This is a genomic window from Pleomorphomonas carboxyditropha, assembly GCF_002770725.1.
GTDB lineage: Bacteria > Pseudomonadota > Alphaproteobacteria > Rhizobiales > Pleomorphomonadaceae > Pleomorphomonas > Pleomorphomonas carboxyditropha.
Map to the genome: position 1 here is coordinate 17,065 of NZ_NQVN01000024.1, position 23,261 is coordinate 40,325.

Annotated in this window: 24 protein-coding genes; 16 read left to right on the forward strand and 8 right to left on the reverse strand. The window is 67.1% G+C overall.

Going from position 1 to position 23,261, the window contains the following annotated elements:
- Positions 1–57 precede the first annotated feature (57 nt).
- The 11 genes from nagZ (at position 58) to CJ014_RS23120 (ending at position 9,937) form a co-directional block, all read left to right on the forward strand.
- On the forward strand, positions 58–1,074 hold the full coding sequence (nagZ, locus tag CJ014_RS23070) for a beta-N-acetylhexosaminidase (RefSeq protein WP_100082861.1): 1,017 nt from the start codon (positions 58–60) through the stop codon (positions 1,072–1,074).
- 30 nt (positions 1,075–1,104) lie between these two features.
- Positions 1,105–1,920 carry a segregation and condensation protein A gene (locus CJ014_RS23075; RefSeq protein WP_100082862.1) on the forward strand — a complete coding sequence of 272 codons (816 nt, stop codon included), beginning with the start codon at positions 1,105–1,107 and terminating at the stop codon, positions 1,918–1,920.
- A complete protein-coding gene (gene scpB, locus CJ014_RS23080; RefSeq protein WP_207765848.1) occupies positions 1,917–2,639 on the forward strand; it encodes an SMC-Scp complex subunit ScpB in 723 nt (240 codons plus the stop codon). Before CJ014_RS23075 ends, scpB begins: the two co-directional genes overlap by 4 nt.
- A gap of 139 nt (positions 2,640–2,778) precedes the next feature.
- Positions 2,779–2,976: a twin-arginine translocase TatA/TatE family subunit gene (locus CJ014_RS23085; protein ID WP_100082863.1), complete on the forward strand. Its 198-nt coding sequence runs from the start codon at positions 2,779–2,781 to the stop codon at positions 2,974–2,976.
- Between the two features lie 79 nt (positions 2,977–3,055).
- Entirely contained in the window at positions 3,056–3,583 is a 528-nt protein-coding gene (gene tatB / locus CJ014_RS28330) for a Sec-independent protein translocase protein TatB (protein ID WP_100082864.1), read from the forward strand.
- Entirely contained in the window at positions 3,580–4,383 is an 804-nt protein-coding gene (gene tatC, locus CJ014_RS23095) for a twin-arginine translocase subunit TatC (RefSeq protein ID WP_100082865.1), read from the forward strand. Before tatB ends, tatC begins: the two co-directional genes overlap by 4 nt.
- Positions 4,384–4,422: 39 nt before the next feature.
- Entirely contained in the window at positions 4,423–5,718 is a 1,296-nt protein-coding gene (gene serS / locus CJ014_RS23100; protein ID WP_100082866.1) for a serine--tRNA ligase, read from the forward strand.
- Positions 5,719–5,741: 23 nt separating this feature from the next.
- Entirely contained in the window at positions 5,742–6,497 is a 756-nt protein-coding gene (surE, locus tag CJ014_RS23105; protein WP_100082867.1) for a 5'/3'-nucleotidase SurE, read from the forward strand.
- Between the two features lie 102 nt (positions 6,498–6,599).
- Entirely contained in the window at positions 6,600–7,250 is a 651-nt protein-coding gene (locus tag CJ014_RS23110; RefSeq protein ID WP_245427589.1) for a protein-L-isoaspartate(D-aspartate) O-methyltransferase, read from the forward strand.
- Between the two features lie 168 nt (positions 7,251–7,418).
- Positions 7,419–8,699, forward strand: coding sequence for a peptidoglycan DD-metalloendopeptidase family protein (locus CJ014_RS23115; RefSeq protein ID WP_165790962.1), 1,281 nt, complete (start codon positions 7,419–7,421; stop codon positions 8,697–8,699).
- A gap of 212 nt (positions 8,700–8,911) precedes the next feature.
- Positions 8,912–9,937, forward strand: a complete 1,026-nt coding sequence (locus CJ014_RS23120; RefSeq protein ID WP_100082870.1) for an NADP-dependent oxidoreductase — start codon at positions 8,912–8,914, stop codon at positions 9,935–9,937.
- A 90-nt stretch (positions 9,938–10,027) separates the two neighbouring features.
- Here CJ014_RS23120 and CJ014_RS23125 read toward each other — a convergent pair whose 3' ends face one another.
- Both CJ014_RS23125 and CJ014_RS23130 read right to left on the reverse strand, forming a co-directional pair.
- Positions 10,028–10,507: a hypothetical protein gene (locus CJ014_RS23125; protein ID WP_100082871.1), complete on the reverse strand. Its 480-nt coding sequence runs from the start codon at positions 10,505–10,507 to the stop codon at positions 10,028–10,030.
- A 31-nt stretch (positions 10,508–10,538) separates the two neighbouring features.
- Complete coding sequence (locus CJ014_RS23130) at positions 10,539–11,417, reverse strand: ATP-binding protein (protein ID WP_100082872.1); 879 nt, start codon at positions 11,415–11,417, stop codon at positions 10,539–10,541.
- 300 nt (positions 11,418–11,717) lie between these two features.
- Here CJ014_RS23130 and yajC point away from each other — a divergent pair, with 300 nt between their 5' ends.
- From yajC to CJ014_RS23155, 5 genes are all read left to right on the forward strand, one after another.
- The gene (yajC, locus tag CJ014_RS23135) at positions 11,718–12,065 is read left to right on the forward strand and encodes a preprotein translocase subunit YajC (RefSeq protein WP_100082873.1); all 348 of its coding nucleotides are present in this window, start codon (positions 11,718–11,720) and stop codon (positions 12,063–12,065) included.
- A 74-nt stretch (positions 12,066–12,139) separates the two neighbouring features.
- On the forward strand, positions 12,140–13,753 hold the full coding sequence (secD, locus tag CJ014_RS23140) for a protein translocase subunit SecD (protein ID WP_100082874.1): 1,614 nt from the start codon (positions 12,140–12,142) through the stop codon (positions 13,751–13,753).
- Positions 13,754–13,774: 21 nt separating this feature from the next.
- Positions 13,775–14,728, forward strand: a complete 954-nt coding sequence (gene secF, locus CJ014_RS23145) for a protein translocase subunit SecF (protein ID WP_100082875.1) — start codon at positions 13,775–13,777, stop codon at positions 14,726–14,728.
- A 31-nt stretch (positions 14,729–14,759) separates the two neighbouring features.
- Positions 14,760–15,167, forward strand: a complete 408-nt coding sequence (locus CJ014_RS23150; protein WP_100082876.1) for an Mth938-like domain-containing protein — start codon at positions 14,760–14,762, stop codon at positions 15,165–15,167.
- Positions 15,167–16,018 carry a phytoene/squalene synthase family protein gene (locus CJ014_RS23155; protein ID WP_100082877.1) on the forward strand — a complete coding sequence of 284 codons (852 nt, stop codon included), beginning with the start codon at positions 15,167–15,169 and terminating at the stop codon, positions 16,016–16,018. Before CJ014_RS23150 ends, CJ014_RS23155 begins: the two co-directional genes overlap by 1 nt.
- On the opposite strand, the gene CJ014_RS23160 is transcribed toward CJ014_RS23155, so the two are convergent.
- The 6 genes from CJ014_RS23160 to hyfB are packed head-to-tail and all read right to left on the reverse strand — an operon-like array spanning position 16,015 to position 23,209.
- Positions 16,015–16,536, reverse strand: coding sequence for an NADH-quinone oxidoreductase subunit B family protein (locus tag CJ014_RS23160; RefSeq protein ID WP_100082878.1), 522 nt, complete (start codon positions 16,534–16,536; stop codon positions 16,015–16,017). The genes CJ014_RS23155 and CJ014_RS23160 overlap by 4 nt on opposite strands.
- A 15-nt stretch (positions 16,537–16,551) precedes the next feature.
- The gene (locus CJ014_RS23165) at positions 16,552–18,114 is read right to left on the reverse strand and encodes a hydrogenase large subunit (RefSeq protein ID WP_100082879.1); all 1,563 of its coding nucleotides are present in this window, start codon (positions 18,112–18,114) and stop codon (positions 16,552–16,554) included.
- A 4-nt stretch (positions 18,115–18,118) separates the two neighbouring features.
- Complete coding sequence (locus CJ014_RS23170; protein ID WP_100082880.1) at positions 18,119–19,588, reverse strand: hydrogenase 4 subunit F; 1,470 nt, start codon at positions 19,586–19,588, stop codon at positions 18,119–18,121.
- On the reverse strand, positions 19,585–20,247 hold the full coding sequence (locus tag CJ014_RS23175; RefSeq protein ID WP_100082881.1) for a hydrogenase-4 component E: 663 nt from the start codon (positions 20,245–20,247) through the stop codon (positions 19,585–19,587). Before CJ014_RS23175 ends, CJ014_RS23170 begins: the two co-directional genes overlap by 4 nt.
- On the reverse strand, positions 20,247–21,200 hold the full coding sequence (locus tag CJ014_RS23180) for a respiratory chain complex I subunit 1 family protein (protein ID WP_100082882.1): 954 nt from the start codon (positions 21,198–21,200) through the stop codon (positions 20,247–20,249). Before CJ014_RS23180 ends, CJ014_RS23175 begins: the two co-directional genes overlap by 1 nt.
- The gene (gene hyfB, locus CJ014_RS23185; protein ID WP_100082883.1) at positions 21,191–23,209 is read right to left on the reverse strand and encodes a hydrogenase 4 subunit B; all 2,019 of its coding nucleotides are present in this window, start codon (positions 23,207–23,209) and stop codon (positions 21,191–21,193) included. The genes CJ014_RS23180 and hyfB overlap by 10 nt, the downstream gene beginning before the upstream one ends.
- Positions 23,210–23,261: the final 52 nt, after the last annotated feature.

Genomic DNA, 23,261 nt, shown 5'->3' on the forward strand with positions numbered 1-23,261 from the left:
GGCCGCGTCGGGATGCCGGATGGCATCCGGCGCGGCCTTTCCTATGGAGAACCATCGATGTCTCGCGCCTTCGTGACCGGCCTCAGGGGAACGGCGCTTTCCGCCGATGAGCGCGCCTTCCTGGCCGACGCGGCGCCCTGGGGTCTCATCCTGTTCCGCCGCAATGTCGAGAGCCCCGACCAGGTGAGGCGCCTGACCGGCGACTTCCGCGATGCCCTCGGCTGGAAGGCGCCGGTGCTGATCGACCAGGAGGGCGGACGCGTCCAGCGGCTGACGGCGCCGCACTGGCGCACATATCCCTCGGGCCGGCAGCTCGCCGGGGCGGCGGCCGTCGCCGGCGACCTCGAGCTGATTGAAGACGTCGCCCGCCTGATCGGCGACGATCTCGCCGCCGTCGGCATCGACGTCGACTGCGCGCCCTGCCTCGACATCGCCACCCCCGGCATGACGCCGGCCATCGGCGACCGCAGCTACGGCGAACGGCCGGACCGGGTGGCGGCCGCCGGCCGCGCCTTCGCCAACGGACTGACGGCCGCCGGCGTGCTGCCGGTGATCAAGCACGTGCCTGGTCACGGCCGCGCCCGGGTCGACAGCCATCACGAACTGCCGGTGGTCGACGCCGATCTCGACAGTCTCGCTGCGACGGATTTTGCGCCCTTCGCCGCGCTGGCCGACCTGCCGGCGGCGATGACCGCCCATCTCGTCTATACGGCGATCGACGCGGATCGGCCGGCCACCCAATCGCCGATCGTCATCGAAAGGATCATCCGCGATCGCATCGGATTCGACGGCCTGCTGTTCTCGGACGACCTTTCCATGAACGCCCTGAAGGGCACGCTCGCCGAACGGGCACGGGCTACGCTGGCCGCCGGCTGCGACATCGCGCTCCATTGCTCGGGCGACATGGGCGAGATGGTCGCCGTCGCCGCCGAGGCGCCCGAACTCGTGGGAAAAGCGGCGGCACGGGCGGAAAGGGCATTGAAGGGGCGCGCCGGATCGCCGCATGATGACGCCGACGGCGTCCTCGCCCGGCTCGATGCCGCGCTGGCCGCCTTTGATGTCGCCGGCGTGTGAGCCGGCGCAACGCGGGGTAACGGCCTTCCGATGGCGACGACCGACGAGTGGAGCGACAGCCGGCTCGACATCGACCCGACGGCCGACGAGGCCTTCGTGGTCGATCTCGAAGGCTTCGAAGGGCCGCTGGATCTGCTGCTGACGCTCGCCCGCAACCAGAAGGTCGACCTGGCGCGCATCTCCATCCTCGCCCTCGCCAACCAGTATCTTGCCTTCATCGAGCGGCTGGGCGAGCGCCGGCTGGAGCTGGCCGCCGACTATCTGGTCATGGCCGCCTGGCTCGCCTATCTCAAGTCGCGGCTGATGTTGCCGCCCGACGAGGCGCCGGGGGACGAGCCTTCGGCCGAAGAGCTCGCCGGCATGCTGGCCATGCGGCTGAAGCGCCTCGAGGGCATCCGCATCCTGGCCGGCCGGCTCATCGACCGCTCCCGGCTCGGCCGCGACGTGCTGCCGCGCGGCGCACCCGAGGAAACCGGCCTGGTGCGGCGCTCGCTGTGGGAGGCGAGCCTGTTCGACCTGCTCGACGCTTACGGTCGGCAGCGCCAGCGCGACATGGTGCGCGTCCACACCGTCCGCAAGCGGCAGGTCTGGGCGCTGGCCGACGCCCGCGACCTCCTGGAGCGGCTGATCGGCACGATTGCCGACTGGGCGCCGATCGACGACTATCTCATCCACTACATGACCGGCCCGGAATCGCGGGCCACGGTCCGCGCTTCGGCCTTTTCGGCCTCGCTGGAGCTGGTGCGCGAGGGACGGATGGAACTGATGCAATCCGGGCCGTTCGCGCCGCTTTACCTGCGCAAGGGGCAGGGCAGGCCCGACACATCCGAGGAGGACGGCGCATGAACCGTTCGGGCTTCACCGACGAAACGCCGCATGGCCAGCTCCGGTTGTTCGCCGGCGACCGCGATCCGGCGGAATACGAGGCCTGGATGACGGCGATCCGCGGCGCCGAGGCGATCCTGTTCGCCTCCGCCCAGCCGGTCGGCGCCGAGGAGCTTGCCGAGCGCCTGGCGCCCGGCACGGATATTCCGCAGGTTCTGTCCGACCTTCGCACCATCTATGCCTCGCGCGGCGTCAACCTCGTCGAGGTGGCCGGCAAGTGGATGTTCCGCACGGCGCCCGATCTTGCCCACCTTTTGACGCGCGAGCAGGTCGAGCCGAAAAAGCTGTCGCGGGCCGCGCTGGAGACGCTGGCGATCATCGCCTACCACCAGCCGGTCACCCGGGCCGAGATCGAGGAGATCAGAGGCGTCTCCACCAACAAGGGCACCCTCGACGTGCTGATGGAGACCGGCTGGATCAGGATGCGCGGCCGCCGCCGCACGCCGGGGCGGCCGCTCACCTACGGCACCACCGAGGCCTTTCTGGTCCACTTCGGCCTGGAAGCGGTGACCGATCTGCCGGGCGTCGACGACCTCAAGGCGGCGGGCTTCCTGGAAGGAGCCGTACCGCCCGGCTTCCGCGTGCCGATTCCCAACGCTTCCGACACCCTGATGCCCGACGAGGATCCTTTGACCGAGCTCGATTTCCAAGATTACCAGCCGCTGCCGCCCGAGGAATGAGGCTTTTGCCGGGTTGGCCGGCCCGAATCTTGAGAAAGCCGGAATTCCTCCATAGCCTTGCCGCGGTTTCTTGCGACGGGGCGTGCGTTGTGCGACAGTGCCGCCACTTTTGGGCGGGCTACGCCCTCTGGAGACAAAAATGGGTTCGTTGAGCATCTGGCACTGGCTGATCGTCTTGGTCGTTGTCCTCATTCTGTTTGGCGGTCGGGGCAAGATTCCCGAGCTGATGGGCGACTTCGCCAAGGGCATCAAGAACTTCAAGAAGGGCATGTCCGACGACGACGAAACGCCGCCGAAGCCCACCGAGAACAAGACCGACGACTCGCCCAGAGTCTGATCGATCCTCGTATCTTGCGTTCATCCATAGGGCGTCGCGCCTGATGGCGCGGTGTGCGCCGATGGCAGGCGAGTGAGCGATGTTTGAAGTCGGCTGGACGGAAATCCTGGTGATCGCCATCGTGGCGCTCATTGTCTTTCCCACCAAGGATCTGCCGCGTCTCCTCAGGACGGTCGGCCAGTTGGTCGGCAAGGCGCGGCGCATGGCCGGCGACATGCAGGCGCAGTTCAATCAGGCGCTGCGCGAGGCGGAGCGCGAGGCCGATCTTTCCGACCTCAAGAACAGCATCCAGAACGCCAATCCGCTGACCGACATCAAGAAAACCCTCGATCCCGTTCGTACCTTCGGCGACGATCTGAAGAAATCGGTGACGGCACCGATTCCGCCGCAGGCTGCCGAATCGGCGCCTGCGCCGACCCCGACCGATACTCCGGCCCCGACCGACGCCTCGCTTCCCGCGGCGGCGGAGACGCCGGTCGACGGACCGGCGCCGGTCGAGGTCGCTCGCCCGGCGGAAACGCCGCCGCCGGCCGGGACGGAGAAGCCGGTTGAGGGACGGGCTCCCGAGGCTTCGTCCTCGGACGGCAAGGAGGGGAGCGCCGCATGAGCACCAAGGAAGAAGATGACGAGATCGAGGCGTCCAAGGCGCCGCTCATCGAGCACCTTGCCGAATTGCGGTCGCGTCTCCTCAAATCGGTGGTGGCGATTTTCGTCTGCTTCCTGATCTGCTTCTTCTTCGCCCAGGATATTTTCAACATCCTGGTCATCCCCTACGAGCGGGCGGCGGGCGAGGCGCAGAACGTGCGGCTGATCTACACCGCGCCGCAGGAGTATTTCTTCACCCAGCTCAAACTGGCCCTGTTCGGCGCCCTGTTCATCGCCTTTCCGGTGATCGCCAACCAGATCTACATGTTCGTGGCGCCGGGCCTCTACAAGCACGAGCGGCAGGCCTTCCTGCCGTTCCTGATCGCCACGCCGATCCTGTTCCTGCTCGGCGCGCTGATGGTGTTCTTCTTCGTCATGCCGGCCATCATGATGTTCTTCCTGTCGATGCAGCAGGCCGGCGGGCCGGGGCAGGCGGCGATCGAGCTCTTGCCCAAGGTGTCGGAATACCTCGGCCTGATCATGACGCTGATCTTCGCCTTCGGCATCGTGTTTCAGCTTCCGGTGGTGCTGACGCTGCTCGGCCGCATCGGCGTCGTCACCGAGGCAGGGCTGAAGTCCTGGCGTCGCTACGCCATCCTGCTGTCCTTCGTGGTGGCCGCCGTGCTGACGCCGCCCGACCCGATGAGCCAAATCCTGCTTGCGGTTCCGACGATGGTTCTCTACGAAGTGTCCATCATTGCCGTCAGGTATATCAACAAGCGCGGCGAGTCCCGGGACGTCTCCACCACCACCGAAGGCTGATGCGAGGGCTCCGGCGGACGTGCCGCGCGGGGAAAGCCAATGCTCGACATCAAGTGGATTCGCGACAATCCGGAAGCCCTGAAGCACGCCCTGATGCGGCGCGGCCAGTCGGCGGACCTCGCCGAAGCCACTGCGTCGGAGGCTGTCCGCCTCGACGACGCACGCCGGGCCAATATCAAGTCGCTGCAGGAGGCGCAGGAGCGCCGCAATGCCGCCTCCAAGGAGATCGGCAAGGCCAAGGCCGGCAAGGACGAAGCCCGCGCCGCCGAGCTGATGGAAGAGGTGGCGCGCATCAAGTCGTTCATTCAGGACGGCGAGGCGAAGGAACGCGAGCTCGACGCCGCCCTCGACGCGGCATTGTCGGTGATTCCCAACCCGCCGCTCGACGACGTGCCCGACGGGCCGGACGAGAGCGCCAACATCGAGCACCACCGGTTCGGCGAGCCGCGCCAATTCAATTGGGCGAAGGAGCATTTCGAGCTCGGCGAGGGGCTCGGCATGATGGACTTCGAGCGTGCCGCCAAGCTGGCCGGCGCCCGCTTCACCGTGGTGAAGGGCCATCTCGCCCGCCTCGAGCGCGCCCTCGGCCAGTTCATGATCAACCTTCACACCATCGAGCACGGCTACACGGAAGTGATTCCGCCGCTGATGGTGCGCGACGAGGTGATGTACGGCACCGGCCAGTTGCCGAAGTTCGCCGAAGACCTGTTCCGGACCACCGATGGCCGCTGGCTGATCCCGACGGCGGAGGTGCCGCTCACCAATCTCGTCCGCGAGGAAATCCTCGAGGAGAAGGACCTGCCGCTGCGCTTCACGGCGCTGACACCCTGCTTCCGGTCGGAAGCCGGCTCGGCCGGCCGCGACGTGCGCGGCATGCTGCGCCAGCATCAGTTCAACAAGGTGGAGCTCGTCTCGATCACCGCGCCGGAGAAATCGCTCGACGAGCACGAGCGCATGCTCGCCTGCGCCGAGGAGGTGCTGAAGCGGCTCGGGCTCGCCTACCGTGTCGTGACGCTGTGCACCGGCGACATGGGTTTCGGCAGCCGCAAGACCTACGACATCGAGGTGTGGCTGCCCGGCCAGAAGAAATTCCGCGAGATTTCCTCCTGCTCGGTCTGCGGCGATTTCCAGGGGCGCCGGATGAACGCCCGTTTCCGCCCGGTCGGCGAGCCGAAGGGCACGCGCTTCGTGCATACGCTCAACGGCTCGGGCGTCGCCGTCGGCCGCGCCCTCATTGCCGTCATGGAAACCTGGCAGAACGAGGACGGCTCCGTGACGGTGCCGGACGTATTGCTGCCGCTGATGGGCGGCGTTACGCGTATCGAGAAAGCCTGAACACAGGAACGGAAGAACCGGCCATGCGAATCCTGATTTCCAACGATGACGGTATTCATGCGCCGGGCCTCGTGGCACTCGAGAATATCGCCCGCGCGCTCAGCGACGACGTCTGGGTGGTGGCCCCCGAAACCGACCAGTCCGGCTTCGCCCATTCGCTGACGCTGCACGACCCGCTCCGGGCGCGCAAGATCGACGAGCGCCGCTTCGCCGTGCGCGGCACCCCCACCGACTGCGTCATCATGGGAGTCCGCCACATCCTGCCCGGCCGGCCGGACCTGGTGCTGTCCGGCGTCAACGCCGGCACCAACATGGCCGACGACGTCACCTATTCCGGCACGGTCGCCTGCGCCATCGAGGCGACCTTGCTCGGCATCCCCGCCGTGGCGCTCAGCCAGGCCTACGAGGATTTCGTCGGCCGTATTCCGTTCGAGACCGCCGAGGCGCTGGGACCGGACATCCTCAGGAAGCTGACGGGGCAGGGGATCGCCCACGGCACGTTCATCAACGTCAACTTCCCCAATTGCCCGCCGTCCGAAGTGGCCGGCGTCGAGGTGACGCGGCAGGGCAACTTCGCCTACGACCATGGCATCGACGTCGAGAAGCGCATCGACGCCCGCCACAAGCCTTATTACTGGCTGACCTTCCGGCGCGGCGAGATGCTGTGTGCGGGAGGGACGGACGCCTTCGCCATCTCGCGCAACAAGATTTCGGTCAGCCCGCTCCGCCTCGACCTCACCGACAATGCCACCATGGAAAAACTACAGGCACTGTTTTGACGGAAACGCTTTTTCAAGGCTGTTTGTCTTACTTTTGACACCTCCGTCATAAATGCAGCGTCACAATTCAAGTTTGTGGCATTGCGTGAGAGAATGGTGTCGATGAGGCCTTTCGAGCCGGACAAGGTGGCGATCGCGGAGCTGACCATGAAGCTCCGCGGCATGGGTGTCACCGATACCCGGCTGCTGCGCGCCCTTGAGCGTGTGCCGCGCCGCATGTTCGTCGCCGCCGCCCATCAGGCGAGCGCCTATCTCGATCGGTCCCTGCCCATCGAATGTGGCCAGACCATCAACGCCCCCTCCACCGTGGCATTGATGGTGTCCGCCCTGGCCATCGAGCCGGAGGACAAGGTGCTCGAGGTCGGTTGCGGCTCGGGTTTCCAGGCGGCCATTCTCGCCCACCTCGCCGCGCAGGTCGTGACGATGGACAGGTTTCGCAGCCTGATCGACATCGCCGAGGATCGCCTGTCGGCCTTGAAGATCACCAACGTCACCACGCTGCTCGGCGACGGCCTCGAAGGCTTTACCCGCTACGCGCCCTACAACCGCATCCTGGTCGACGGCGCGGTCGAAAAGGTGCCGACGGCGCTGCTCGACCAGCTCGCCGACAGGGGAACGCTGGTTGCCCCCGTCGGAACCGGCCACACGCAGACCCTGGTGCGAATCTCCCGCGACGGTCGGCTGTTCCACCGCGCCGAACTCGGCACCATCCGGCAGTTCCCGTTGACGGAAGGCGTGGCGCGGCGGCTGTGAGTCCCGGCGACGGGCTCGGCGCCTTCGCCAAAAGTCTTGCGGAAAGCCGCCGTTTCCCCTGGATTTCGCGTTGTTGCCCGGCCGGTTGCTTTGTCGCTTTAAACCTTTGTCAACGTTACTGCGGCTTAATCATTGCAGTTGAAGTCGAGCAGGCGAGACCTGATGATCATGAGTAACCTAGCGATCTGCCGGACCTCCCGCTTCCTGGCCCAGGTTGCCGCCGTTGCCATTCTGGCGGGCTTTTCGGCCGGCTGCAGCGGCGACGTGGGCCGTTTCGGAAACGTGTTTGCCGAGACGGACAACCAGGACCAGATCATCGGCCGCGCCGATCCGATGCCGACCGGATCCATAAACGCCCAGGCGAATTACGCGCAGCCCGCCTATGCGCAACCGGCCTACACGCAGCAGACCTATGCCGCGCCGGCCTCCACCTATCCCTCGGGCGCCGTGTCCTCCAGCGCGCTGCCGCCGGCGCCGGGCGCCGTCGTCAACAACGGCGCCTACGTCCGGCCGGCCCAGACCGCCGGCCTGCCGCCTCCGACCGGTGCGGCGCCGGCCGCCGCCCAGCCCTGGACGCCCTCGAACGGCACGTCCATCACCGTCAAGCCGGGCGACAGCGTGCAGGTGCTCGCCCGCCGCTACGGGGTCGCCGAATCGTCGCTGCTCGCCGCCAACGGTCTGGTTGCCGGCGCCCAGTTGACGCCCGGCCAGAGTATCGTCATCCCGGCCTACGGTCAGCAGAGCGCCGTTGCCGCGCCGCCGGCTGCCTCGGCCACCGCGCCTGGTCCGCAGATCCTCGGCCAGTTGCCGCCCACCAAGCCGCCGGTCCCGAGATCGGTGTCGGGCGACGTGGCGGCCGCCGCACCGGGCAAGCCCGCCGCGCCGGCGACCACGACGGTCGCCATGGCGAATTCCACCTCGACCGCCACCGACGCCACGCCGGGCCTGCTGCCGCCGGCCGGCAACAAGCCCGCCCAGCAAGCGAGCCAGCAGGCGGCGCTGGCTCCAAGCCAGACCCAGCCGAGCGTCAAGGCGGCCACTCCGGCTTCCACCGGCGTCGAAAGCGCCGCCGACGGCAGCTTCCGCTGGCCGGTGCGCGGCCGCGTCATTTCCGGCTTCGGCGTCAAGCCGGGCGGCGAGCGCAACGACGGCATCAATATCGAAGTGCCCGAGGGCACGCCGATCAAGGCGGCCGAGGGCGGCCAGGTGATCTACGCCGGCAACGAGCTGAAGGGCTTCGGCAACCTGGTGCTGGTGAAGCATTCCAATGGTTTCGTGTCGGCCTATGCCCACGCCAGCGAGGTGCTGGTCCAGCGCGGCGACAGCATCCTGCGCGGCCAGACCATCGCCAAGGTCGGCGCCACCGGCAACGTCAGCCGGCCGCAGCTTCACTTCGAGATCCGCAACGGCAACCGTCCGGTCGATCCGCTGCCCTACCTCAGCGGCTGACGGTCGATCGTCCGAGACAGCACAATCCTGCAACCGGCGGCCTCGGCCGCCGGCTTTTTTTCATCCGCTTGATGCCCGCTGGTGAATCGCAAGGGCGATGATCGGCGCATTGCATTATCCGGCATCCGGGATGCCTGTGCATATATCGATTTCCAGTTTCCCGGGCGTGTTGTAGCGTTGACGCTCATAGGCACGATGACCGGGAATGGAACATGTCTCATTTGGAAAACCGCCGGATAGTACTGGCCGCCCGCCCGAAGGGTGAACCCAGGATTTCCGATTTCCGATTGGAAACAGTGGCTGTTGCAGAACCTGCTGATGGCCAGGTTCTGCTCGAAATCCTCTATCTTTCACTTGATCCCTATATGCGCGGGCGCATGAGCGCGGCAAAATCCTACGCAAGGCCGGTTGAGATCGGCGAGGTCATGGAAGGTGGAACCGTGGCGCGGGTGATCGCCTCGCGTCATCCGGACTTCGGCAAGGGGGATATCGTCTGTTCTTATTCCGGCTGGCAGAGCCTTGCCATTTCCGATGGTTCGGATCTGCGCAAGCTCGATCCGTCGCTTGCGCCACCGAGCACTGCGCTCGGCGTGCTGGGAATGCCGGGTTTCACGGCCTATTCCGGCCTTCTGACGATCGGCAAGCCTGCGGCGGGAGAAACGGTTGTGGTCGCCGCCGCCAGCGGTGCCGTGGGCTCGGCGGTGGGCCAGATCGCCAGGATCAAGGGTGCGCGTGCGGTCGGCATTGCCGGCGGTCCGGAAAAGTGTGCTTTCGCGAGGGATGAACTCGGATTCGATGCCGTTGTCGATCATCGTGCCGGGAATCTTGCCGAACAGCTTGCCGACGCCTGTCCGGATGGGATCGATGTGTATTTCGAAAATGTCGGCGGCGCCGTCTGGGGCGCCGTATTCCCGCTTCTGAATGAATTTGCGCGCATTCCCGTTTGCGGTCTGATTGCGCACTACAACGACGAAGGAACGGCTCCTTCCGGGCCGGATCGTCTGCCGGGCCTCATGCGTGCGATCCTGACGAAAAGCCTGACGATCCGTGGGTTCATTCAGCGTGAATTCGCCGATCAGCGACCTGCATTTTACAGAGAAGCGACCGAATGGCTCGCCTCGGGAAAGCTGCGTTACAAGGAAGACATCGTGGACGGCCTGGAAAACGCGCCCGACGCCTTTATCGGCCTGCTCAAAGGCCGGAATTTCGGAAAACTCGTCGTCCGTGTCGCCGCCTGATGGCGTGGCGCCCCGAAGGCCGCGCCTCGGCCATCGATCGCTCTTTCCTGGCAAGATCGCCGTCCGGCCTTGCCGGACGAAGGCGAGGGGTCAACGCCAGCCGCGCGGAATGATCCGCTCGTCGTCGGTGACGCAGGCGAGCGAGGCGGCCGGCGCCTGAGTGTCGCGACCGGCCAGGTAGGCCGTTTTCGCGTCGCCGCCGCAAATCGGCTTGGCAATGACGTCGAAGCCGGACCGGCGCAGGCAGCTGCCGATATAGCGCTCCCGCAATTCGGCATTGACGTCGCGCGTGCGACTGCTGCCGGGATAGAAAAATCCGCCGGTCTCGCGGCAGTAGCGGCGGCCGCTGACCGGATCGTGCCGGCATTCGGTAAAGCCGGGGCTGTATTCCGGCGGCCGATATTCGGTGACCATCGCTTGCGGAATCTTCGCAAGCGATTCGATGCGGCACTGGTCGGCCACCGCCTGCCGCTCAGCAAAGCTCGATCCGGTCTTGTGGACGACCGGCACCGGCGCCGACACGCAGCCGGCCAGCAGGGCAAGCGCGCCCACCGCCACGACACGCTTCATCTTTCTCTCCTCCGGACCCGACGGCCGGCCGTCACTCCTCGAGCTGCAACCGGCCGGCCAGGTCCTGCACATATTGCCAGGCGACGCGGCCCGACCGCGCGCCGCGCGTCCGCTCCCATTCGAGCGCTTCCGCCCGCAGCACCTCCGGATCGACATCGAGCTTCAGCGCTGCGACATAGCCACGCACCATCTCGAGATAGTCATCCTGCGAACAGTTGTGGAAGCCGATCCAGAGGCCGAAGCGGTCCGATAGCGATACCTTTTCCTCGACCGCCTCGCCAGGATTGATCGCCGTCGCCCGCTCGTTCTCCATCATGTCGCGCGGCAGCAGGTGGCGCCGGTTGGATGTCGCATAGAAGACGACATTGTCCGGCCGCCCCTCGATGCCGCCTTCCAGCACCGCCTTCAGCGACTTGTAGGAGGTGTCGCCGTGATCGAAGGAGAGGTCGTCGCAGAACAGGACGAAGCGATGGCCGCTGTCGCGCAGCATCTTCATCAGAATGGGCAGGCTCTCGATATCCTCGCGATGAATCTCGATCAGCTTGAGCGGCGTGAAGCCCGGATGACCGGCGAGGCGCCGGTTGACCTCCGCCTGGGCGGCCTTCACCAGCGACGACTTGCCCATGCCGCGCGCGCCCCACAACAGCACGTTGTTGGCCGGCAGGCCGCGGGCGAAGCGCTCGGTGTTGGCGACGATCATGTCGCGGTTGCGATCGATGCCCTTGAGAAGGCCGATCTCCACGCGGTTGACCCGCCGGACCGGTTGCAGCGACACCGGTTCGGCAATGAACACGAAGGCATCGGCCGCCGCAAAATCCGGTGTCTCGGGCAGGGGCGGCGCCAACCGCTCGAGAAGCCCGGCGATCCGTTCTAGATGGGCGTTCAGGGTCTCGATGGCGGATGCGCTCATATCCGTCCTCCTGTTGGTCGATTGCGTACCGGTTGGTACTGTCGCCGTATTCTCTAGGCCGTCAGGCGTGCCGATGCAAACCACGCAAGGCCGTTTGCGGTACGCTTTGCGGCGATTCCTGCCGGAGACTACCTAGAGGACCGCCCGGAGAGCGCCCGCACGTAGCTTTGGTTTGCAAAGTCCTGCGGCCTAGGTATATTCCGGCCACTTTCGAGCGGGCGGTACGCCGTCCTCCCTTCGATGTCTCAATGCCTCGTCGGTCCGGCTTGCGGGCGGCGGCGGGCCGATGGAGTTGACCCGATGTTCGTGACCCCAGCCTTCGCCCAGGCGGCCGGTGCCGCCCCCGGCGGTACCGACTTCCTGATCCAGTTCGCGCCGTTCATCCTGATCTTCGTGATCATGTATTTTCTGCTGATCCGGCCGCAGCAGCGCAAGGCCAAGGATCATCGGGACATGCTGAAGAATCTGCGCCGCGGCGACGTGGTGGTGATGCAGGGTGGCCTGATCGGCAAGATCGTCAAGGTCATCGACGACAACGAGCTGCTGCTCGACGTGGGCGACGGCACCAACAAGGTGCAGGTCCGAGTCGCCTCCGGCCTCGTGCAGCAGCTCCGCACCAAGGGCGAGCCCGTCAAGGAAGGCAACTGACCGAACGGTCGGCACAAGATGGAAGGCGGGCAGCCCGGCTGCCCGCTTTCGGCCAATGAGGTCCGAGGCAGCAAATGCTCTATTTTTCCCGCTGGAAAGTAACCGCGATCCTTCTGACGATCTTCGTCGCCCTCGTGGTTCTAGTTCCCAACTACCTGAGCTCGGACCAGATCAAGAACCACTGGCCATCGTGGCTTCCCGGCCGCCAGGTGGTTCTCGGCCTCGACCTGCAAGGCGGCGTCTACCTGCTCTACCAGGTCGACGTGGACGACTATAAGCAGAAGCGGCTCAAGGCGCTCGAAGGCGACATCCGTCAGGCGATGCGCGACGAGCCGCGCATCGGCTATACCGGCCTCGGCATCCAGGGCGACGTCGTCCAGCTGAAGATCCGCGACGCCGACAAGGTGACCGAGGCGGCAAAGCGCCTCGGCAATCTGCTCAATCCGCTGTCGACCGGCGCCCTCGGCGGCGCTGCCGTCAGCGAGTTCCAGCTCGATCAGGGCTCCGACGGTCTGATGCGCCTCGGCTTCTCCGAGGCTGGCCTCGACAAGCGGCTCGGTACCGTCGTTCAGCAGTCGATCGAGGTCATCCGCCGCCGCGTCGACCAGATGGGCGCCGTCGAGCCGTCGATCCAGCGCCAGGGGTCCGACCGCATCCTGGTCGAGGCGCCGGGCGAGAAGGATCCGGAGCGCCTCAAGAACATCATCGGCCGCACCGCCCAGATGACCTTCCATCTCGTCGACCTCAACGTCTCGCCCGACGAGGCCGCCAAGGGCAACCTGCCGCCCGGCGAAATCCTCCTGAAGCAGAAGGAGGAGGGCGGCATCCCGATGGTGGTCGACGAGACACCGCTGATGACCGGCGAGGACCTCACCGACGCCCAGACCTCCTTCCAGAGCCAGACCAACGAACCGGTGGTGTCCTTCCGCCTGTCGACGTCGGGCGCCCGCAAGTTCGCACAGGTAACCACCGACAACGTCGGCCGGCTGTTCGCCATCGTGCTCGACGACGAGATCATCTCGGCGCCGCGCATCAACGAGCCGATCACCCAAGGGTCCGGTCAGATTTCCGGCCACTTCACCGTCGAGAGCGCCAACGACCTCGCCGTGCTGCTCCGGGCCGGCGCCCTGCCGGCCAAGCTCGCCGTCGCCGAGGAGCGCACCGTCGGCCCCGGCCTCGGCGCTGATTCGATCGCCGCCGGCGAACGCGCCGCGCTGATCGGCACCGTCGCCGTCGTCATCTTCATGCTGGCGGCCTACGGCCTGTTCGGCGTGTTCGCCAACGTCGCCCTGGTGGTCAACCTGATCCTGATCATGGCGATCATCACCATCCTGCAGGCGACGCTGACGCTTCCCGGCATCGCCGGCATCGTGCTCACCATGGGCATGGCGGTCGACAGCAACGTGCTGATCTACGAGCGCATCCGCGAGGAGCAGCGGCTCGGCCGATCGCCGGTCTCGGCCATCGACGCCGGTTTCCGCCGCGCCTTCGGCACCATTCTCGACGCCAACATCACCACGCTGATCGCCGCCGTCGTGCTGTTCCAGATGGGCTCCGGCCCGGTGAAGGGCTTCGCGGTGACCCACGTCATCGGCATCGTCACCACCATGTTCACGGCCATCACCTTCACCCGTTTGGTGGTGGCGACCTGGGTCCGCTATCGGCGGCCGTCCGTCGTTCCGCTCTGATCCGGACCCTGAGGCTCCATCATGCGCCTGCTTCGCCTGTTTCCCGACGACACCAAGATCCCCTTCATGAAATGGAGGAAGTGGAGCTTTCTCTTTTCCGGCCTGGCGTCGGTGCTCTGCTTCGTGGTGCTCTACACGCATGGCATGAACACCGGCATCGATTTCCAGGGCGGCACGCTCATGGAAATCCAGACCAAGTCTGGACCGGCCAATCTCGAGGAAATCCGCAGCACTCTAGACGGGCTCGGTCTCGGCGAAGTGCAGGTGCAATCCTTCGGCGCCGACGACGACGTCCTAATCCGCATCGCTCGCCAGGAGGGCGGAGACGAGGCGCAGACCGCCGTGGTCGGCAAGGTCCAGGCTGCGTTCGGTGACAGCGTCGACTATCGCCGAACCGAAGTGGTCGGACCGCGCGTCTCCGGCGAACTGGCCGAGAACGGCATCCTGGGCATTATCTCGGCCCTGGCCCTGATCATGGTCTACGTCTGGTTCCGCTTCGAGTGGCAGTATTCCCTCGGCGCGGTGATCGCCACGCTGCACGACGTGGTGATGACTGTCGGCTTTTTCGCCATTACGCAGGTGGAATTCAATCTGTCGTCGATCGCAGCCATCCTGACCATCGTCGGCTATTCGCTGAACGATACGGTCGTGGTCTACGACCGAATTCGCGAGATGCGGCGCAAGTACAAGCGTCTCAACCTCGTCGTCCTGCTCGATCTCGCCATCAACCAGACGCTGACCCGCACCACCAACACCGCGCTCACCACGCTCATCGCGCTGGCCGCGCTGGTGATCTTCGGCGGCGAGGTGATCCGCTCGTTCACCGCGTCGATGCTGTTCGGCGTGTTGATCGGCACCTATTCGTCGATCTTCATCGCAGCGCCGATCCTGATCTTCCTCGACCCGCAGTTGGCCGGCGACAAATCGGCAAAAAAGGTCGAGGATGACGGCGAGGAGGCCGCCGAACCGGCGTGAGTTCGGGCGTATCTCCGCGGGAGCAACGCCGATGAAACTGTTCGGGCCGCGAAGCCGCCCCCTGGAACGGCGCGAGCAGCACCTGCCGGAGCAGTTGCCGGTCGATGCCTACGGCAACGGCGGCTTCCGCTTCGGCGGCATGTCGCACCGCGGATCGATTCTGATCCTGCCGTCCGGCGTGCACGGCTGGTCCGCCGTCGCGCCGGCCGACATCACCGCCGACAGTCTCGCTCAGGTTCTCGAAGAAGCCGCCGATGTCGACATGCTGCTGGTCGGCACCGGACGCGACCTCGTTCCCGTCAAGCGGGAGGTTGCCGAGGCGTTGCGCGAACGCGGCATCAAACACGAGGCGATGTCGACCGGCGCCGCCGTTCGCCTGTTCAACGTCATGCTCGACGAGCGGCGCAAGTTCGCCGCCGCCATTCTGGCCGTCGACTGATGGTTCCTGCTGCCCGCCTCGAAGACGCCTACCGCTACTGCGACGATCTCGTTCGCGACCATGACCGCGATCGCTGGCTGGCCGACGGATTGCTTTCCGAGCAAAAGCGCCGGCATGCCCTGGCCATCCATGCCTTCTCCTATGAGGCCGCGCGCATCCGCGAAACCATTCACGAGGCGATGCCCGGCGAGATTCGCCTGCAATGGTGGGTCGATGCCATCGAGGGTGAGGCGCGCGGCGACGTCGCCGGCCATCCGGTGGCGGCGGCGCTGATCGATACCATCCGCCGCTTCTCGCTGCGCCGGTCGGGCTTCGTCAATCTCCTGGAAGCGCGCCGCTTCGACCTTTACGACGACGCCATGCCGACGCTCAACGACTTCGAAGGTTACGCCGGCGAGACGGCGTCGGTGCTGTTCCTCGAAGTGGCGCAGGTGCTTTGCAACGGCGCCGATCCGCAGGCGGCCGACGCCGCCGGCCACGCCGGCGTCGCCTATGCCCTGACCGGATTGATGCGGGCGCTGCCGATCCACGCGCGCCGCAATCAGGTCTACCTGCCCGCCGACCTCCTGAAAGCCGCGGGGATGGATCCGGACGACCTGCGTCACGGTCGCAAGGCCGAACAACTGGCCGGCGTTCTCGCCGATCTCAGGGAGCACGTCGCCGGACATCTCGACAAGGCGCTTGCCGCCCTCGCGGCGGCGGATCCGCGCACCAGGCCGGCCTTCCTGCCGCTCGCCTTCGTCAGGCCCTACCTGAAGGCGCTCGCCAAGGCGCAGCCCTATGGTCCGGTGGCCGAGCTGGCGAACTGGCGGAAGCCGCTGATCCTCTGGCGGTTCGGCCGGCGGCTTTAGCCCCTGGCGCTGGCCTCTACGAGGCCGATCAGTCCCTTCAGCATGTCGATCGGCTCCGGCGGGCAACCGGGGATGACGAGATCGACCGGGATCACCGCCGACACCGATCCGATCACCGCGTAGCTCTTGCGGAACACGCCGCAGCCGGCGGCGCAGTCGCCGACCGCCACCACCCACTTGGGAGCCGGCGTCGCCGCGTAGGTGCGTTCGAGGCCCTCGCGCATGTTGGCCGTCACCGGCCCGGTCACCATCAGCAGGTCGGCATGGCGCGGCGAGGCGACGAAGCGCAAGCCGAAGCGCTCGACGTCGTAGTAGCTGTTGTTGAGGGCGTGGATTTCCAGTTCGCAGCCGTTGCACGAGCCGGCGTCGACCTCGCGGATCGACAGGCTGCGGCCGAGCCGCGCCTTCGCGGCCACGCCGAGCCGCTCGGCCAGCGCCTCGATTTCGGCGTCGGCGACCGTCGGCGACCCTTCGGTCACCGGCCGTCGGAACAGGCCTTCGAGCAGCATTCTACGCATGATCGGTCATCCGCATCAGAGATCGTGCCCGGAATAGGAACAGTTGAACGACTTGTTGCACAGCGGGAAGTCGGCGACGATGTTGCCCTCGATCGCCGCCTCCAGGAGCGGCCATTGGAAGACCGACGGGTCGCGCACGGCCCCCCGCAGCACGCGGCCGGTTTCGTCGGTCCTGAGCCAGACCAGCACGTCGCCGCGGAAGCCCTCGACCATGGCGAGCCCCTCGGTGGCGCTGTCGCGCGGCTCATGGGCAAGGCCGCCGGCCTGTGGCACCCGCCGCTCGCGCAACGCCGGTGCCAGCGGATAGGCGATCGGCCCGGCCGGCAGCCGGTCGACGATCTGCTCGATCAGTTCGAGGCTCTCGTAGACCTCGTCGATGCGCACCCAGATGCGGGCGTCGACATCGCCGTCTTCCCGCGTCGCCATCTTGAAGTCGAGGTCGCCGTAAGGCGGATAGCCCGGTGCCTTGCGGGCGTCGAAGGCGCGGCCCGAGGCGCGGCCGACCGGCCCGCCGGTCCCGAAACGGCGGGCAAGCTCCGGCGTAAGATGGCCCGTGGCGACGGTGCGGTTCTGCAGCGACGCGGTATTGTCGTAGAGTTCGACCAGGCGGGGGAAGCGCTGGCGAATGCGCGCGGTCAGCGCCTTGATCGGCGCGGCATCAGACAGGTCTGAGGCGACGCCGGCCGGAACGATGCGGTCCATCATCAACCGGTGGCCGAAGGCGACCTTGGACGCGCGCAGCACCTCTTCGCGCAGCATGCCGCAGTGAGCCAGCATCAGCGCGAAGGCGGCGTCGTTGCAGATGGCGCCGATGTCGCCGAGGTGGTTGGCGAGCCGTTCGAGTTCGGCCATCAGCGCGCGCAGCCAGACCGCCCGCTGCGGCACGGCGACGCCCAGCGCCGCCTCGGCCGCTCTGGCGAAGGCCAGGGAATAGGCCACCGTGCTGTCGCCGGACACGCGGGCGACCACCTTGGCCGCCGCCTCCAGCGTCGTGTCCGCCAGCAGCCCCTCGATGCCCTTGTGGACATAGCCGAGCCGCTCCTCCAGCCGCACGACGATCTCGCCGTTGGCCGAGAAGCGGAAGTGGCCAGGCTCGATGATGCCGGCGTGCACCGGGCCGACGGCGATCTGATGCAGCGGCGGCCCCTCGGCCTTCAGGAAGGGGTAGGGCGCGCCATCGGCCGGCACCTTGTCGGCCGCGCCGAGCGGAGCACGGACGCCCCAACGGTCGTGGTCGAGCCAGCGGCGGTCGTCCGGCATGCCCTCCGGGATGAGGCCGTGGAGATCGGCGATCGCCCGTTCGAGGCGCTGGGCCGGCGGGTGCGTCAGGCCGACCGACGGGAAACGGCCGTCGGGGGCCGCGAGCGTCAGCACCATCAGCGCGCCATCCTCGTCGTCGAGCACCGCCATGTGCACGGCGCCGGGCTCGGCCCACAGGCCGGCCAGGGTGGCGTTGCCGGCGGCGATCGCCAGCGTCGCCTGGCGCCAGGTATCGGCGTCGACGGTGATGCGCGGCCAGGGCTTCTGCTCTTCGATGGTCAGCGCGGCGTTGAGAAGGGCGGTGCGGAGCGTGCTCATGGTTTCATCCCAGCATGCGCGCGACGTTCTGGAACCAGGCGACCAGCGGCCCCGGCAGGTAGAGGCCGGCGATCAGCACCAGAACGAGATGGACGATCAGCGGCAGCATCGACGGCCGCCGTCCGGCGTCGACGACGCTCGGCGACGGCTTGCCGAAGGCGATGCCGGTGAGCCGCCAGACGAGAGCGCCGAAGGCCAGGAGCAGGCCGAACACCAGCGGTATGGCCAGCAGCGGCTCACGGGCGAAGGTGGAGCTCACCAGCAGGAACTCGCTGGTGAAGATGCCCATCGGCGGCAGGCCGGCGATGGCGGCGACGCCGACGACGAGGCTCCAGCCGAGCGTCGGGTGGCTCTCGGTGAGGCCGCGGATGTCGGCGATCTTCTGCGTCCCCTTCACCTGCGCCACCTGGCCGACCGCGAAGAAGATCGCCGACTTGGTCAGCGAATGCATGGTCATGTGCAGGAGGCCGGCGAAATTGGCGAGCGGTCCGCCCATGCCGAAGGCGAAGGCGATGAGGCCCATGTGCTCGATCGACGAGTAGGCGAACAGCCGCTTGATGTCGCGCCGGAGGTACAGCATGAAGCCGGCGAAGATCAGCGACACCAGGCCGAGCGTCACCAGGAGAGGCCCGGGCGCCACCGCGAAGGGATTGGCGGCGAGCAGCATCTTGAAGCGCAGGAGCGCGTAGAGCGCCACGTTGAGCAACAGGCCCGACAGCACCGCCGAGATCGGCGTCGGGCCCTCGGCATGGGCGTCGGGCAGCCAGGCGTGCAGCGGCGCCAGGCCGACCTTGGTGCCGTAGCCGAGCATCAGGAACACGAAGGCGACGTTGAGCAGCTCCGGGCTGAGGGCAGCGGCGTTGGCGATCAGCGTCGTCCACACCATGGCGTCGTGGCCCTCGCCGATCACCGGCCGGGCGGCCATGTAGATCAGGATGGTGCCGAACAGGGCGAGCGCGATGCCCACCGATCCCAGGATGAAGTATTTCCAGGCCGCTTCCAGCGCCGCCTGCGTGCGGTAGAGGCCGACCATCAGCACGGTGGTCAGCGTGGCGAGCTCGACCGCCACCCACATCAGGCCGACGTTGTTGGCGGTCAGCCCGAGGTTCATCGAGAAGCTGAGCGCCTGGTACATGCCGTGATAGAAACGGATGTAGCCCGGCTTCAGCCGGCCGATTTCGATCTCGTGGCCGATATAGCTCGCCGAGAAGATCGACGTGGTGAAGCCGACGAAAGTGCCGAGCACGATGAAGACGACGTTGAGGTCGTCGACGAACAGGAAGCTCACCGTCGGATCGGGCCGCTCGACGAGCAGCGTCAGCGCGAACAGGAACGTGAGGCCCGAGGCCAGCATGTTGACGCGGGCGCCGAGCCGGTATTGCGGGATCAGCGCCAGGATAAACGCGGCGACGCCGGGCACCACCAGCACGGCGTCGATGGGGGCGAAGGGCAGGAGATGCAGTAACGCGCTCATTCCCGACCCTCCCGGAAGTCGTCGAGGGCCTGGGTGTCGATGGTGTCGAAGCGTTCGCGGATGCGGAACAGGAACACGCCGATGACGATGAAGGCGACCAGCACCGAGAAGGCGACGGAGATTTCCACCACCAGCGGCATGCCGCGGGCGCCGGTGGCGGCCAGCACCAGACCGTTTTCGAGGCTCATGAAGCCGACGATCTGGCTGATGGCGTTCTGGCGCGTCACCATCATCAGCAGGCCGAGCAGGATGACCGACAGGGCCAGCGCCAGGTCTTCGCGGGCGATCGGGTCGGCCTCGGCGGCGGCCGGCAGCATGACCACCATGGAGAGGGCGACGAGGCCGATGCCCATCAGCATGGTCGGGCCGATGCCGCCCACCGTCTCGATGTCGCGGTGGACGCCGAGCCGCACCACCATGTGATGCAGCGCCACCGGGATGATGATCGCCTTCAGGATCAGCGCGATGGCGGCGGTGACGAACAGATGCGGCGCCGACTGGATATAGGCCTGCCAGGCGACCGACAGCGACAGCACCACGGCGTGCGCCGCGAACACGTTGAGCAGGCCGAGGATGCGGTTCTGGTAGAGCATCATGAAGCTCACCAGCACCATGCCTCCGGCCAGAAGATGCGCGGCGTCGAGGGAAAAGCGCTCCATCAGAAGCTCCGCGAAACGAACAGCAGCAACGTGCCGAGGAAGCCGAGCATCAGCGCGCCGCCGACGAATTCGGGCACGCGGAACACCCGCATCTTAGCGATCGCCGTCTCGAACACCACCATCAGGAAGCCGCCGACGGCGAGCTTGCCGACCCAGGTGACGACGCCCAGCGTCATGCCGAGGAGGCCGTCGTCCTGGCGGGCGATGCCCCAGGGCGTGAAGATGCAGGCGATCAGCGAAATGTAGAGCAGGAGCTTCAGCGCCGCCGCCAGCTCGATCACCGCCAGGTGGCGGCCGGAATATTCCAGCACCATCGCCTCGTGCACCATGGTGAGCTCGAGGTGCGTCGCCGGATTGTCGACCGGCACGCGGGCGTTCTCGGTCAGCGCCACGATGATCAGGCCGATCAGCGCCAGGCCGAGCGACACGCGCAGCGTGCCGTGATCGACCATGAACTCGGCCACCGTCGAGAGCTGCGTCGAGCCGGCGACCAGGGCCACGGTGAACACGATCATGATCATCGCCGGCTCGGCCAGCGTGGCGAACAGCATCTCGCGGCTCGATCCGATGCCGCCGAAGGCCGTTCCGATGTCCATGCCGGCCAGCGCCAGGAAGAAGCGGGCCGAGCCGAGCAGCGCGGTGATGGCGATGAGATCGGCTGCCCAGGAGAAATGCAGGCCGGCCGCGAAGGTCGGCACCAGCGCCGCCGCCACCCAGGTGGTGGCGAAGATCAGGTAGGGCGCGTTGCGGAACAGCCAGGAGGCATTGTCGGCCAGCACCGCCTCCTTGCGCACCAGGCGCAGGAGGTCGCGATAGGGCTGGAGGATGGACGGTCCCCGCCGGCGCAGCAGGCGCGCCTTCACCTTGCGCGTGAAGCCGACGAGGCCGGGCGCCAGCGCCAGCACCAGCACCATCTGGAGGCCCTGGACGAGAATGGCGAGGATCAGGCCCATGTTGCCACCAGAACGAGGAGGAGGACCAGCGCCGCAAAGACCAGGCTGAGGTAGCTGCGGATGGTCAGGAACTGCAGGACGTTGAGCCGCTCGGCCGCATAGAGCACGGCGCCTTCCAGCGGCTCGTAGATGAACTCCCAGATCAGATCGCGCAGAGACAGCGTCAGCCGGGCGGGCGCCAGGTCGCCGGGCGGCGGCATGGTCTGGCTGACCTTGGCCCGGAAGGCGATCGGCCCGAACACCCGGCGGACCGGCTGGGCGAAGCTGTCGGCGGTGTATTGCGTTGCCGGCGAGGCGTCGGGGAAGCCGCAATCCCAGGGCGGCGCGCGGCGCACGGCGCGCGAGGCGAAGTTATGGATGACGCGGATGGCCGCCCAGTTCGCCATCAGGATGAAGAAGAACACCAGGAAGCCGGAGTAGGAGCTGCGGCTCTCGGAGATCGGGATGATGGCGAGATGCGGCAGGAGCGGCTGCTTCGGCATGGCGCCGCCCACCAGCATCTGCGACACCGGCGACAGCGCATCGAGGAACGGTCCCGGGAAGATGCCGGCGACGAGGCAGACGGCGAGGAGGGCGTACATCGCCCTGATCTGCCAGCGGCCGACCTCCCGCGCCGTTTCGGCGGCCGGCGAGCGCGGCCGGCTCAGGAAGGTGATGCCGAAGGCCCGGACGAAGCAGGCGGCGGCCAGCGCGGCGGCCAGCGCCAGCATGGCCCCCGACGCCGGTATCAGGAAACGCAGCGCCCATTGCGGCAGGTCGGGGCTGATGAGGATCGCCTGCAGGATCAGCCATTCGGAGACGAAGCCGTTGAGCGGCGGCAGCGCCGAAATGGCGAGGCAGCCGCCGAGGAACAGGTAGGCGGTCTCCGGCATGCGGTGGACGAGGCCGCCGAGCTTCTCGATGTCGCGCTCGCCGGCGCCGGTGAGCACGTTGCCGGCGCCGAAGAACAGCAGGCTCTTGAACAGCGAATGGTTGAAGGCGTGGAAGATCGCGGCGGTGACGGCCAGCGCCGCCGCGCCGGCCATGTCGTTGGTCTTGAAGGCGAGGCCGAGGCCGAGGCCGATGAAGACGATGCCGACGTTCTCGACCGTCGAATAGGCCAGGAGCCGCTTGAGGTCGCGCTGCAGCACGGCATGCAGCACGCCGAGCACCGCCGATCCCGCCCCGAGGATCAGCACCACCACCGCCCACCACCAGGCCGGCTCGCCGGCAAGGTCGAAGACCACGCGGATGAAGCCGTAGACCGCCACCTTGGTCATCACGCCGGACATCAGCGCCGACACGTGGCTCGGCGCCGCCGGATGGGCCAGCGGCAGCCAGACGTGCAGCGGCACGAGGCCGGCCTTGGAGCCGGCGCCGAGCAGCATCAGCACCAGCACGAGCCCGGAGAGCCAGGGCGCGTGCCCGGCGGCCCGGATCGACGCGAAGGCATAGCCGCCGTCCGGCCCGGCCAGCAGGCCGAAGGCGAGCAGCAGCATCAGCGTGCCGAACGACGCCATCAGCAGGTAGACGTAGCCGGCGCGGCGGTTCTCGGCGTCGTGGTGGTGAGCCATCACCAGCGCCCAGGAACTGAGCGACATGAACTCCCAGGCGACGAGGAACCCGAAGGCATCGGCCGACAGCACCACCAGGTTCATGCCGGCGAGGAAGGCCGGATAGAACGGCAGGACACGGCCCGGCTCCTCCTCGTGGGCGCCATAGCCGATGGCGTAGAACGACGCCACCACGGCGCCGAAATCGACGATGACGAGGAAGGCGGCGCCGAGCGGATCGAGGGCGAAATGCGCGCCGATCCACGGCAGGCCGATCGGCAGGTGAACGTTGCCCTGGAAGGCGCTGCCGCCCAGAAGCGCCAGGAGGCCCGAGAGGAGCAGCACGGCGGCGAAGGCGAGGCTCGCGCCGTAGACGGCGGGCGTCGCCCAGTTGACGCGCCGGGCCACGAGGATCGGCGCCGCCACGGCAACGCCGGCGAGGCCAGCGATACTCAGAAGGGCCGCTACGATCGGCATTGTCACGTTCGTTCCCCAGACGGGTTTCGGGCCGCTTTGGGCGGCTTCATGA